Annotated in this window: 13 protein-coding genes; 7 read left to right on the top strand and 6 right to left on the bottom strand. The window is 70.7% G+C overall.

The window, feature by feature from the left end:
- Window positions 1–73: 73 nt before the first annotated feature.
- Together IQ251_RS10205 and IQ251_RS10210 are read left to right on the top strand one after the other, a co-directional pair.
- Window positions 74–508 (top strand): ArsI/CadI family heavy metal resistance metalloenzyme, encoded by a 435-nt coding sequence (locus IQ251_RS10205; protein WP_193928250.1) that lies wholly within the window; start codon window positions 74–76, stop codon window positions 506–508.
- A gap of 44 nt (window positions 509–552) precedes the next feature.
- Entirely contained in the window at window positions 553–762 is a 210-nt protein-coding gene (locus tag IQ251_RS10210; protein WP_193928251.1) for a hypothetical protein, read from the top strand.
- 40 nt (window positions 763–802) lie between these two features.
- Here IQ251_RS10210 and gdhA read toward each other — a convergent pair whose 3' ends face one another.
- On the bottom strand, window positions 803–2,161 hold the full coding sequence (gene gdhA / locus IQ251_RS10215; RefSeq protein ID WP_370591316.1) for an NADP-specific glutamate dehydrogenase: 1,359 nt from the start codon (window positions 2,159–2,161) through the stop codon (window positions 803–805).
- Between the two features lie 147 nt (window positions 2,162–2,308).
- Window positions 2,309–2,602 (bottom strand): 4a-hydroxytetrahydrobiopterin dehydratase, encoded by a 294-nt coding sequence (locus tag IQ251_RS10220; RefSeq protein WP_193928253.1) that lies wholly within the window; start codon window positions 2,600–2,602, stop codon window positions 2,309–2,311.
- A 223-nt stretch (window positions 2,603–2,825) separates the two neighbouring features.
- Here IQ251_RS10220 and IQ251_RS10225 point away from each other — a divergent pair, with 223 nt between their 5' ends.
- The 3 genes from IQ251_RS10225 to IQ251_RS10235 all read left to right on the top strand — a co-directional run bounded on the left by IQ251_RS10225 (window position 2,826) and on the right by IQ251_RS10235 (window position 6,157).
- Entirely contained in the window at window positions 2,826–4,472 is a 1,647-nt protein-coding gene (locus tag IQ251_RS10225; RefSeq protein ID WP_193928254.1) for an RCC1 domain-containing protein, read from the top strand.
- Between the two features lie 68 nt (window positions 4,473–4,540).
- A complete protein-coding gene (locus tag IQ251_RS10230; protein ID WP_193928255.1) occupies window positions 4,541–5,317 on the top strand; it encodes a TetR/AcrR family transcriptional regulator C-terminal domain-containing protein in 777 nt (258 codons plus the stop codon).
- Between the two features lie 252 nt (window positions 5,318–5,569).
- On the top strand, window positions 5,570–6,157 hold the full coding sequence (locus IQ251_RS10235) for a phosphatase PAP2 family protein (RefSeq protein WP_193928256.1): 588 nt from the start codon (window positions 5,570–5,572) through the stop codon (window positions 6,155–6,157).
- 13 nt (window positions 6,158–6,170) lie between these two features.
- On the opposite strand, the gene IQ251_RS10240 is transcribed toward IQ251_RS10235, so the two are convergent.
- A complete protein-coding gene (locus tag IQ251_RS10240; RefSeq protein WP_193928257.1) occupies window positions 6,171–6,785 on the bottom strand; it encodes a YigZ family protein in 615 nt (204 codons plus the stop codon).
- 159 nt (window positions 6,786–6,944) lie between these two features.
- Here IQ251_RS10240 and IQ251_RS10245 point away from each other — a divergent pair, with 159 nt between their 5' ends.
- Window positions 6,945–7,145 (top strand): KOW motif-containing protein, encoded by a 201-nt coding sequence (locus IQ251_RS10245; protein WP_193928258.1) that lies wholly within the window; start codon window positions 6,945–6,947, stop codon window positions 7,143–7,145.
- 62 nt (window positions 7,146–7,207) lie between these two features.
- Here the strand turns inward: IQ251_RS10245 and IQ251_RS10250 are convergent, their stop codons facing one another.
- Window positions 7,208–8,329, bottom strand: coding sequence for a 5-methyltetrahydropteroyltriglutamate--homocysteine S-methyltransferase (locus IQ251_RS10250; RefSeq protein ID WP_193928259.1), 1,122 nt, complete (start codon window positions 8,327–8,329; stop codon window positions 7,208–7,210).
- Window positions 8,330–8,500: 171 nt separating this feature from the next.
- Here IQ251_RS10250 and IQ251_RS10255 point away from each other — a divergent pair, with 171 nt between their 5' ends.
- Window positions 8,501–9,652 carry an FAD-dependent oxidoreductase gene (locus IQ251_RS10255; protein ID WP_228046492.1) on the top strand — a complete coding sequence of 384 codons (1,152 nt, stop codon included), beginning with the start codon at window positions 8,501–8,503 and terminating at the stop codon, window positions 9,650–9,652.
- A 49-nt stretch (window positions 9,653–9,701) separates the two neighbouring features.
- On the opposite strand, the gene IQ251_RS10260 is transcribed toward IQ251_RS10255, so the two are convergent.
- Both IQ251_RS10260 and IQ251_RS10265 read right to left on the bottom strand, forming a co-directional pair.
- Entirely contained in the window at window positions 9,702–10,532 is an 831-nt protein-coding gene (locus IQ251_RS10260) for an aldo/keto reductase (RefSeq protein WP_193928261.1), read from the bottom strand.
- Window positions 10,533–10,632: 100 nt separating this feature from the next.
- Window positions 10,633–11,919, bottom strand: coding sequence for an MFS transporter (locus IQ251_RS10265; RefSeq protein ID WP_193928262.1), 1,287 nt, complete (start codon window positions 11,917–11,919; stop codon window positions 10,633–10,635).
- Between the last annotated feature and the right edge of the window lie 174 nt (window positions 11,920–12,093).

Genomic DNA, 12,093 nt, shown 5'->3' on the forward strand with positions numbered 1-12,093 from the left:
GACAGCCATCAATACAGGGGAGCAAGCTGACACGTGCCACTGTTTTGATGCATGCCGAATCAAGGGGATGCGCATGTCTCGTCTGCAGCTCGCTCTTCGGGTCGGTGACCTGGAAGGATCGATTGCCTTCTACACCAACCTGTTCGGGGCCGAACCCGCCAAGCGGCGTCCCGGCTACGCCAACTTCGCCGTCGCGGAGCCGCCGCTCAAGCTCGTCCTGCTCGAAGGCGACCCGGGGCAGGACACGGTGCTGGACCACCTCGGTGTCGAGGTCGACGACTCCGGAACGGTCGATGCCGCCACCGAACGGCTCGCGCGACTGGGGTTGTTCACGCAGGTCGAGAACGACACGACTTGTTGCTATGCCCAGCAGGACAAGGTTTGGGTCCACGGCCCGGGGCGGGAGCCTTGGGAGGTTTACGTCGTCAAGGGCGACTCCGCGGTCGCGGGCGCATCGCCAGACCTGCAGGTCGAGCCCGGGAATCGAACGAGCGCTTGCTGCGACTGAGGGACCGTTCGGCGGCCCCGCACCCGCGCGAAACGAGGATCGCGGTGGCGGACGGCGACGCGGAAAGCGGCGTCGCCGCGCATTCGCTGCCCGGGCGAGGCCTCGTCGGGCTCGTCCTCATCCCGCTGACGGCACTCGCGCTGTCCTGCGCGATCTGCGTGGTGGCGTTCGCGGTCCCGGAGACCGTTCCGGTCACGACGTCGGAGCCGTTGGCACCGGCTCCACCTGGGATGAGCGGGTCGGTGCCGCGATGAGCGAGCTCCGCTGCGGGCGCTCGCTCCTCGCGGCCGATCGTCAGACCACGCCCTGGTCGAGCATGGCGCCGGCGACCTTGCGGAAGCCCGCCGCGTTCGCGCCGAGCACGTAATTCCCCGGTGCGCCAAAGGCTTCCGCGGTCTGCTGGCAGGTGGTGTGGATGTCGGCCATGATGTCGGCCAGCCGCTTGTCGATGTAATCGCGGTCCCAGGCATCCAGAGCCGCGTTCTGCTGCATCTCCAGGCCCGAGGTGGCCACACCTCCCGCGTTGGCCGCCTTGCCCGGGCCGAACGCGACGCCGGCTTCGGACAGCACCGCCAGGGCATCCGGTGTGGTGGGCATGTTGGCGCCCTCAGCCACCGCGATCGTGCCGCCGCGTACCAGTGCCGCGGCCCCGTCGGCGTCCAGTTCGTTCTGCGTGGCGCAGGGCAGCGCGACCGAGCACGGCACGTCCCACACCGAACCGCCGGTGACGTGCTCCGCGCGGCCGCCGCGCGCCGGGTACTCGTCCAGCCTGCCCGAGCGGGAGCTCTTGATCTCCTCGACGAGGTCCACGTCGATCCCGGATTCGGCCACCAGGTAGCCGGTCGAGTCGGACATCGCGACCACGGTCGCGCCCAGCTGGTGGAGCTTGCGGGTCGCGTAGATCGCGACGTTGCCCGACCCGGACACCACGACGTTCCGGCCGTCCAGCTCGGTGCCGCGCGCGTGCAGCATCTCCTGCACGAAGTGCACCAGGCCATACCCCGTGGCTTCGGCGCGCAGCTCGGAACCGCCCCAGTGCAGGCCCTTCCCGGTCAGCACGCCGGATTCGAAGCGGTTGGTGATTCGCTTGTACTGGCCGAACAGGTAGCCGATCTCCCGCTGTCCCACCCCGATGTCCCCGGCCGGGACGTCGGTGCGGTCGCCGAGGTGGCGGTGCAGCTCGGTCATGAAGGACTGGCAGAACCGCATGATCTCACCGTCCGACTTGCCCTTCGGGTCGAAGTCGGAGCCGCCCTTGCCGCCGCCCAGCGGCAGCCCGGTGAGCGCGTTCTTGAAGACCTGTTCGAAGCCGAGGAACTTGACCGTGTCCAGATCGACCGTGGGGTGGAAGCGCAGCCCGCCCTTGTACGGCCCCAGCGACGAGTTGAACTCGATGCGGAAACCCCGGTTGACCTGCACCGTCCCCGCATCGTCGGTCCAGGGTACCCGGAACGTGATCTGCCGCTCGGGCTCGCACAACCGCTCCAGCACCTGCGCGTGCCCGTACTCCGGGTGCCGGTCCAGCACGGGTTCCAGCGACTCCAACACCTCGTGCACGGCCTGGTGGAACCACCGCTGGTGCGGATCGCGCTGCTGCACGTCCGCGAAAACCCCGGCCGTGTGCCGGAGGCCGTTCGTCGACGGGTTCGTCACGGTGCGACCACCTCCCTCGGTGCTGACATTCCGCCCGGTATGTCCGTGCGGATCGCTAGGCGATGGTGTCATCCTGCGATCCGCCTGCCTAGCGTCGCTTGTGTGGGATTCGTTGCACACACGTGTTTTCCGCGGGGCAGAAACGGTTCAGAACTCGCGGGTCCGGTCGTCGATCCGCCCGATCAACGCGAAGTCGTGCTCGGTGATTCCACCCACATCGTGCGTGGTGCTGGTGACGGTGACCCGGTTGTAGTCGTGCACCGCGATGTCCGGGTGGTGCCCGGACTGGTTGGCGATCCAGGCGATCACGTTCGCGAACTGCATGGCACCGCCGAAGCCTTTGAACTGCCAGGTCCTGGTCAGCGAACTGCCGGAGCGGGACCATCCGTCGCGCGTCGCCAGCTCCCGGTCGACGGCGGCGTCGTCCAGTACCTCGGTCATGGTTCCTCCGGCTCGCGGCTCCGGGGCCGCCTCCGGTGGCGGCCCACCTGCTGCCATCGTCCCAGGTCCAGGCAACGTGCCGCCACGTTGCCTCTTCGGGTGAAGCGTTCTCGATCTTGCGTGTGGTAAATCGCCGCGCCCGCGGCGCACAGGTACACAGGCTGCGATCTCGCGGCTTTCGAATCGCGGAGGCCGGGAATGTGCGGTGCGCGGAGGTTCTGCTGTGGCTTACCACCGAAACCCGCTGTGGGGCGTCGCGTCCACGGCGCTGGCGATGCTGTTCCTCGCCGGGGCCGCGGGTCCGCCCGCCGTCGCGGCCGAACCCGCGGACGAGGTGTTGAGCTGGGGCGCGGGCTCGTCCGAGAAGCTGGGCGACGATGACGCCGGCGCCGCGGACCGCGACCTGCCCGGTGACGTGCAGCTGCCCACGGGCGTCTCGGTCACCGATGTCGAGGGTGGCGATGACCACACTCTCGCGGTGACCTCCGACGGGCGGGTGCTGGCGTGGGGCGGCAACGGCGCGGGGCAGCTCGGCGACGGGACGAACGAGTCCAGCTCGGTCCCGGTGGACGTCGCGCTGCCCGAGGACGCCGAGGTGCTGGCCGTGTCGGCCGGATACGGGTTCAGCCTCGCGCTGACCGTGGACGGGCGAGTGCTGGCCTGGGGCCGCAACGATGCGGGCCAGCTGGGCGACGGGAGCCGGGAAGCCAGCGACGTCCCGGTCGCGGTCGCGCTCCCGGGCGGGGCACGGGCCGCTTCGGCGTCCGCGGGCGAGGCGTTCAGCGTAGTGTCCACATCGGACGGTTCGGTGCTGGCCTGGGGGGACAACTCGGACGGCCAGCTGGGTAGCGGAAACCGCGTGCCGAGCGCGGTCCCGGTGCGCGCAGCTCTGCCTGCCGGAGCGGTGGCGCGAACGGCGGCCGCCGGTGCGCAGCACGGGATGGCGGTCACCAGCAGCGGCCGGCTGCTGACCTGGGGAGCCAACTCCCAGGGGCAGCTCGGTGACGGTACGTTCACCGACCGCACGAGCCCGGTGTCGGCGAACCTGCCGGGGGATGCGGTGGTGGACGAGGTGGTCTCGGACAACGACCACAACCTGGCGATCACTCCGGACGGCGGGCTGTACACCTGGGGCGGCAACGACCGCGGCCAGCTCGGTGACGGCACCGCGAACGACCGGAGCAGTCCGGTGCCGGTCGCGCTGCCCGGCGACGGTGCGGTCGTCGATGTCGCCGCCGGCGAGTTCCACAGCCTGGCGCTGGACGATCTCGGGCGGGTGTTCGCGTGGGGCAGCGACGCGGCCGGCCAGCTCGGGATCGGCGGCGGCGCGGATCAGCGCACGGCGGTGCAGGCCGAGGTCCCGGCCGACCGCGCGGCGACCGGCGTGGGTGCCGGCCAGGCGCGCAGCGCGGCCCTGGTCCGGCCGCGGAGCAGCGCGACGAACCTCACCGCCGAACCCGCGGTGGTCCACCGGGGTGTGCCCGTCGCGCTGACCGCCACCGTGACCTGCAGCGCGGGTGAGCCGACCGGCACCGTCAGCTTCACCGACGGCGATCGGGAGATCGGTACCGCCACCGTCGGCGAGGACGGCGCCGCGACGCTGACCACCGATCAACCCGATACCGGCGAGCACGCGATCACCGCGCACTACTCCGGTACCGACACCTGCCCCCCGTCGAGCTCCGAACCGGTGACCGTGCGGATGACCGAGCAGTCCGCGCCGCCACCGCCGCCGGGCCCGGAGCCGCCACCGCAGCCGCAGGGTGGTCTGGCCGCCACCGGGCCCGGTCCCCTGCCGGTGCTCCTGCTGACCGGCGGGGGTGCGACCGCGGCGGGTGCGGCGATGTTGCTGGTTCGCCGCGGGGAGTGAGCATCGGCCGCGCTCCGCGGTCACCGCCCCGGTGCTGAACGTGAAATATATTCGTATATTATACGGGAATGGTTCTGGAGCGGAGCGGACACGGAGATCCCGAACGCACGCTGGCGCTGCTGTGGCGAGACCCGCCGGAGACCGGCAAACCCGGCCGCAAACCCGGACACAGCGTCGAGGAGATCGTGCAGGGCGCGATCCGCGTCGCCGATGCCGAGGGCCTCGCGGCGATGTCGATGGTCCGGCTCGCGCGCGAGCTCGGCATCGGCACGATGTCGTTGTACACCTACTTGCCCGGCAAGGCCGAGCTGATCGACCTCATGGTCGACGCGGCACTGGTCGAGCGCGGCCTGCGCTGGGGTCCGCCGCCGGACGGTTGGCGCGCCCGGATCCACCGCTACGCCGACCTGACCCGGCGAAGCTACCGGAGCCACCCGTGGCTGCGCCAAGTCTCCACGGTACGTCCGCCGCTCGGCCCGGGGCTGTTGGAGCAGCGGGAATACCTGCTGGAAGCGCTTTCCGGGATCGGGTTGACCGAGCAGCACATGGCCGACGCCGCCGACGCGGTCATCGCCTTCGTCGATGCCACCGCGGCGCTGGAGGTCGACGACGCGCAGGCCGAGCAGACCGGCCTGTCCGGGGAATCCTGGCGCAAGGCGCGCCGATCGTTCTGGGCCAACCGCTTCGACGAGACGGGGTACCCGGCCATCACCCGGGTCTGGCGCAGCGGCGGTTACGACACCGACGCGGCCGAATCCACCGTGCGTGCCCACGATTTCGGGCTCGCCCAGCTGCTCAACGGGATCGAAGCCACCATCACCGGACGCTCCACCAACGACGGCTGACCACGGCTGCTCTGCGGTCCGCACCGTCGGGCAACTCCGCGATCAGCTCGTCCTGCACGAAGAGTCCCTCCGCGTCGACTGCCGTCTCCGGGGAGTACGACCGGCGTCGGGGGCGGGAGCGGATCACGAGTCACCCGTTGAGCTCGACGGGCCGTGCGCGGGGCTCGACGCGGCTCATTTCCTGCGCTCGGTATATCCGCTGGTCACATACTGTGCAATCACACGTGTGAGTGACGTCGTATCGTACTGCGCGTGGCGAACGCGGAAACTCCTGAAATCAGCGATGCCTGGTACCGCGAGATCGCGGGCTGGGGGGTGGCAGCCCCGGAATGGGTGCAGCTGCTGGTCGCCGTCCTGACCGAAGCGTTCCTGGTGCTGCTGGCCGTGCTGGTGCTGCTGGCCTGGTGGCGCAGCCGGGACCGGCGGATTCCGCTGCTGGTCGCCCCGTTCGCCGCCACCGCGGTCGCCTACCTGGTCAGCACCACCGCCAAGGACCTGATCCAGCAGGACCGCCCCTGCCGCGGCGTGCCCGGGGTGCGGGAGACCGTGGAGGCGTGCCCCGAGTACGGCGACTGGTCGCTGCCCAGCAACCACACCACCATCGCGGCCGCGCTCGCCGTGGCGATCGCGCTGCTGTGGCGCCGGTTCGCCGTGTCCGCCCTGGCCATGGCGCTGCTCGCCGGCTTCTCCCGGATCCTCGTCGGCGCGCACTACCCGCACGACGTGCTGGCCGGAATGGCCCTCGGCGCCCTGGTCGCGGTGCTGGCGGTCGCGGCGGTCGAGCGGTTCAGCCGCCCGCCCGCGCCGGAGCGGCCGCTGCCCGAGGCCGAACGGGTCTGATCGGGCGCCGGCCTCAGACCTCGCTGTAGCCGAGTTCGCCGAGCTCGGGTTCGGCGGCGCCGCCCGTCGTCTCGGCGATCCAGGTCCGGAACTCGGGCACGCCGGACTCCGGCACCAGGATGTGCAACCGGACCGATTCGCGGTAGTCCACGTCGGCCAGCCGGTAGCCCGCCGCCCGCAGCTCGTTCTCCAGCCGCCCCGCGACCCCGTAGTCCACAGTGGTCGAGATCATGCGCATGGCACGGCGTTCCACGGTGCCGACCTGCTCCAGCGTGGCCGAGACCGCGCTGCCGTAGGCGCGGACCAACCCTCCGGCACCCAGCAGCACACCGCCGAAGTAGCGGGTAACGACGGCCACGGTGTTGGTAATCTCATTGTGGCGCAGCACTTCCAGCATCGGTGTGCCCGCCGTTCCTGCGGGTTCCCCGTCATCGCTGGACTTCTGGAACTCGCCGTCGTCACCGAGGACGAACGCCGAGCAGTGGTGCCGGGCGTCGGGGTGCGCTCTGCGGCGCTGCTGCACGAAATCCCGGGCCTGGTCCTGCGAGGTCACCGGGGCCAGCGCGCAGCGGAAGCGCGATCTGCGCACGTCGAGCTCGTGCTCGCCGGCCGCCTTGATGGTCCGCATCGAGTCCTCTCGCGTCGTGATGGCGGTCACTGCCCGCATGCGCCGCGACCCCTGCGCGCATCCTCCCATCGACGGTGACTGCGCAGGTCACAACCGTGATGTTCGGCTCGGGGGGAGGCGATTTCCGTTGCGGCTCGCGGCCACGTAACGTCCCCACACATGGAGCAGTCATCGAGCCCGTTCGAGCCAGGGGCGCGGGTGCGTGCTACGTTCGGCCGGTTCCGCGATCAGGTCGGCACGGTCGTGGAGTCCGCCAGCGGCCTCCCCGAGGTCTTCGACGGACCCGTCATGTGGGTCCGGTTCGACGGCGAGGAAGAGCCGGGTCTGGTCGCGGGCCAGTTCCTCGAACAGGCGGCCTGAACCGCCGAGCCGACCGCGGTGCCACGCGCCGAGCGCGGTCGATCTCCCCGGCAGTCCGGTGACTATCCCCAGACCTCCGCCGCGGTTTCCACGATCAGTTCCAACTTGGCGACTTCCTGCTCGTAGCTCAGCGCGTTGCCCTCCTTGGTGGAGGCGAAACCGCACTGCGGGGACAAGCACAGCTGGTCGATGTCGATGTACCGGGTGGCTTCCTCGATGCGGCGCTTGAGGTCGTCCTTCGACTCCAGCTCGCCCCGCTTGGTGGTGACCAGGCCGAGCACCACCGCCTTCCCCGCGGGCACGAACCGCAGCGGGGCGAAGGTGCCGGAGCGCTCGTCGTCGAACTCCAGGAAGAACCCGTCCACGTTCAGCTCGTTGAACAGCGCCTCGGCGACGAAGTCGTACCCGCCCTCGGCCACCCACGACGACCGGTAGTTGCCCCGGCACATGTGCGTGGTGACCGACATCGTGTCCGGCCGGTCGCGCAACGACTCGTTGATCAGCCGGATCGTCTGCAGGTGCGCGTGCTCGGCGTCGTCCCCGCGCTCGGCGAGCTGCCTGCGCTGATCCGGATCGTTGAGGTAGGCCAGGCTCGTGTCGTCGAGCTGCAGGTAGTGGCAGCCCATTCCGGCCAGCGCCCGCACCTCGGCCCGGTAGGCGGCGGCCAGATCAGCGCGGAAGCCGGCCAGGTCCGGGTAGACCGCCTCGTCGATGGCGGCGCGGCCGCCGCGGTACTCCAGCATCCCCGGGGACGGGATGGTCAGCTTCGGCGTCGCCGTCGTCACGCGGTCCGCCAGCGCGGTGAACGCGTCGGCGAAGATCGGCGCACCCAGTCCGATCTTGCCGTCGACCCGCATCTCCGGGGTGGCGAACTCGATGTCGCCCTGCGCGTTGTGGAACTGCACGGTCAGTTCGGAGCCGGTCACCCGGTTCACGCCGTCCAGCTGGTACAGGAAGTCCATGTGCCAGGAGTTGCGGCGGAACTCGCCGTCGGTGGCCGCGGACAGGCCGACCCGCTCCTGCATCGCGACCACCTCGGTGACCGCGTCGTCGGTGATGCGCTGCAGCTCGTCGTCGGGAAGCCGGCCTGCGGCGTGCTCCTCCCGGGCGTCGAGCAGGTACTGCGGGCGCAGCAGACTGCCGACGTGGTCGGCGCGGAAGGGGGGAGTGACACGTGGGCTCATCCCCCGCAACATAGTTCGCGAATGCGACCGGGAAAAGGGCCTTCCGTTCGCCCGGAATGCGCAGCGGACCCGGGCGCTCGTGCACGGGGTGTGAGCAAGGACAATCCGGGAGATCCGGCTTACTGGATAGAGTTGAAGTAGAAGCGGTTTTCTCAGGGACGGATGGAGACGATGCGGGTTCTCGTGATCGGAGCCGGAGTCGGGGGACTCGCTGTCGCCAACGGGCTGCTCGACAGCGGCCACGATGTGGAAGTCTTCGAGCACGCGCAGCAGCTGCGCACCACCGGCGCCGGTATCACGGTCTGGAGCAACGGGACCGCCGCGCTGCAGCAGCTCGGCGTCGACATCACCGAGGTCGGCAGGCAGCTGGACAGCTTGCGTGCCATGACCGACACCGGCCGCCTGCTCTGGGAAGCGGACCTCAGCGAGGTGACCGAGCGGCTCGGCTCGCCGACCGTGCAGATCCCGCGGCGCGCGCTGATCGCCCGGATGGCGCAGGCGCTGCCCGAGGGCGTGCTGCACTTCGGCAAGCGCTGCACCCGGGTCACCGAGCACGCCGACCACGTGTCCGTCGAGTTCGCCGACGGCACCAGTGCGGACGCCGACCTGCTGATCGGCGCCGACGGCCAGCGCTCGACCGTGCGGTCGATGCTGCTGGACCCCGAGCCCGCCAAGCCCACCGGGTGGGCGAGCTGGCAGGGCCTGACCTCCAGCGCGCTCCCGGTCGCCGCCGGGCACCAGACGATCAACATCGCCGGCCGCAACGCGCACTGCGGGCTCATCCCCACCGGGGAGGGCCTGCTGCACTGGTGGTTCGACATGCCGTGGAAGGACGGCGACTCGGCCCTGTCCGTGGCCGACCTGCGCCGGATCTTCCGCGGCTGGCCGGAGCCGGTCGAGGCGCTGCTCGCCTCGGTGACCGATGACGACCTGGGCTTCTTCCCGCACGTCCGGCACCGGGTGCCGCACGTCTGGGGCGGACCGCGCAGCACGCTGCTCGGCGATGCGGTGCACGCGATGCCGCCCGCGGTCGCGCAGGCGGCCAACCAGACGTTCGAGGACGCCTGGATGCTGACCAACTGCCTGGCCGACGTGCCGGCCGGGTCCGCGCCGACCGCCGCGCTCCGCGCCTACGAGCAGGAGCGGCGGCCGCGGGTGATGAAGGTGTCCCGCACCGCCGCGTTCACCTCCGCCCAGCGCAGCACCCCGTTGCAGCGGCTGGGCCGGTTCCCGAAGTGGATCGCGACCCGCAGCCAAGTGGTGTCGCTGCGCTCCGGCAGCAACGTGCTGCGCGGACTGGCGCCGTCCCCGTCGCTGGCCTGACCGCCCAGGCCGGACGCGTCCCCCGACCCGGAGGACGCGTCCGTGCTGCTCAGTCGTTGAAGTCGTCCGGGTTCGGGCCGACCCGAACCCCGTTCTCCAGCGCGGTCAGCGCCGACATGTCGTCATCGGCCAGCTCGAAGTCGAAGACGTCGATGTTCTGCTCGATGCGCGCGGGCGTGACCGACTTCGGGATGGTCACGTTGCCCAGCTGGATGTGCCAGCGCAGCACGACCTGCCCCGGCGTCTTGCCGTACTTCTCGGCCAGCGAAGTGACCGTGTCGCTGTCCAGCAGGCCGTTGTTCCGACCGAGCGGGCTCCACGCCTCGGTGGCGATGCCGTGCTCGGTGTGGAACGCGCGCAGCTCGGCCTGCGGCAGGTTCGGGTGCAGCTCGACCTGGTTGAGCGCAGGCACGACGTCGGTCTCCTCGAACAGCCTGCGCAGGTGCGGGATCTGGAAGTTGGACACGCCGACGGCCTTGGCGCGGCCCTCCGCGTGCAGCTTCTCCAGCGCCTTCCAGGTGTCCACGTAGCGATCGCGGGCCGGCTGCGGCCAGTGGATCAGGTAGAGATCGACGTGGTCCAGCCCGAGTCGGGTGAGGCTGGCGTCGAACGCGGTGAGCGCCTCGTCGTAACCCTGGCTGTCGTTCCACAGCTTCGTGGTGATGAACAGGTCCTCGCGCGGGATGCCGGACTCGGCGATCGCCTTGCCGACACCTTCCTCGTTGCCGTAGATCGTCGCGGTGTCGATGCTGCGGTATCCGGCTTGCAGAGCGTTCCGCACCGGCTCCACGACCTCGTCGGCCGGGACCTGGAAAACGCCGTAACCGAGCTGCGGGATCCGCGCGCCGGTGTTGAGCGTGATGTTCGGAACCTTGGTCATGTGTTCGCGTTCCTCCGCCGATGTCGTTTCCGTGCCCGTGGGCCGGCAGGCGGCGGGCGGTTTCCGCGCGGACCCGCCCGGCCGGTGGACCTGCCCAGCCTCATCGCGGCTGTCTGCGGTCGATCTGGTGATCCGTGGCGGCCGCCCGCGCCGAGCGGTCCGCCCTCACCGTAGCCACCTCGACCGTACCCGGCTCACCGATCTCCGCGGGCGCTGCAGCGGTGGTCTGCGCGGTCTGCCGACGGGCCCGGTGCTGCAGCCCGCCGGACAGCAGCGCGAAGCCCAGACCCACCAGGGCCAGCAGCGCGCCGACCCAGCTCGGCGAGGTCAGCCCGAACCCGGCCGCGATCACCAGCCCGCCCAGGTAGGCGCCCAGCGAGTTGGCGATGTTGAACGTGGACTGGATGCTGGCCGAACCCAGCGCCGGGGCGTCCTGAGCGTGGTCCAGGATCTGCGCCTGGATGCTCGGGATCGCGGCGAACCCGGTGAGTCCGATGAGGAACACCGCGCCCGCGGCCACTACCGGGTAGTGCGCGGTGAGCGCGAACGCGGACAGCGCCAGCGCCAGGCCCGCGAGGAACACGTGCAGCGTGCGCAGCGGAGCCCGATCGGCCAGCCGCCCGCCGAGCGCGGTACCCGCCGTCATGCCTGTGCCGAACAGCGCCAGCAGCAGCGTCACCGAGGTCGGCGAGTAGCCGGACACGTCGGTGAGCACGGGTTTGATGTAGCTGTAGAACGAGAACGTCGCGGCGAAGCCGAAGACGACCACCGCGAAGGCCAGCCACACCTGCGGGTTCCGGAAGGCGCGCAGCTCCCCGCGCAGGCTCGCGCCCTCCGGCGCGGGTTCGTTCGGTACCAGCGCGGCCACCGCGGTGAACGCCAGCACCCCGATCACCGCGACCAGCCCGAAAGCCCAGCGCCAGCCGAGTTCCTGGCCGAGCAGCGTCCCCACCGGGACGCCGACCACGTTGGCCGTGGTCAGGCCGAGGAACATCATCGAGATCGCCTGCGCCCGCTTCCCGGGTGCGGCCAGGTTCGCCGCCACCACGGCGCCCACGCCGAAGAACGTGCCGTGCGGCAATCCGGACAGCAGGCGGGCGCCCAGCAGCAGCTCGTGCGTGGGAGCCAGCGCGGACAGCACGTTGCCCGCGGTGAACAGCGCCATCATCCCCAGCAGCACCGACTTGCGGCGCATCCGCATGCCCAGCGCGGTCAGCACGGGTGCGCCCACCACCACACCCAGCGCGTACAGCGAGATGTAGCCGCCCGCAGCGGGGATGGACACACCCAGATCGGTCGCGACTTCGGGCAGCAGGCCCATCATCACGAATTCGGTGGTGCCGATGCCGAACGCGGCGACGGCGAGCGCGAGCAGCGCGATGGGCACGGTTCTCCCCCAGGAGTCTGATCTTTCCGGACCGGTGCGATCTCCACCCGCGGTGTGGGCGGGCTTCGGGATGCGGCGGTCGGTGGCGCTCCCGGGAAGGGATCAACGGTAGTCGGGCCGCACGTTGTTCCGCGCTGGGCTATGAGCCGCGCCACCCGCGGTGTCACCCGCGCG

Origin of the sequence: Saccharopolyspora montiporae (assembly GCF_015209505.1) — a bacterium.
Lineage (GTDB): Bacteria > Actinomycetota > Actinomycetes > Mycobacteriales > Pseudonocardiaceae > Saccharopolyspora > Saccharopolyspora montiporae.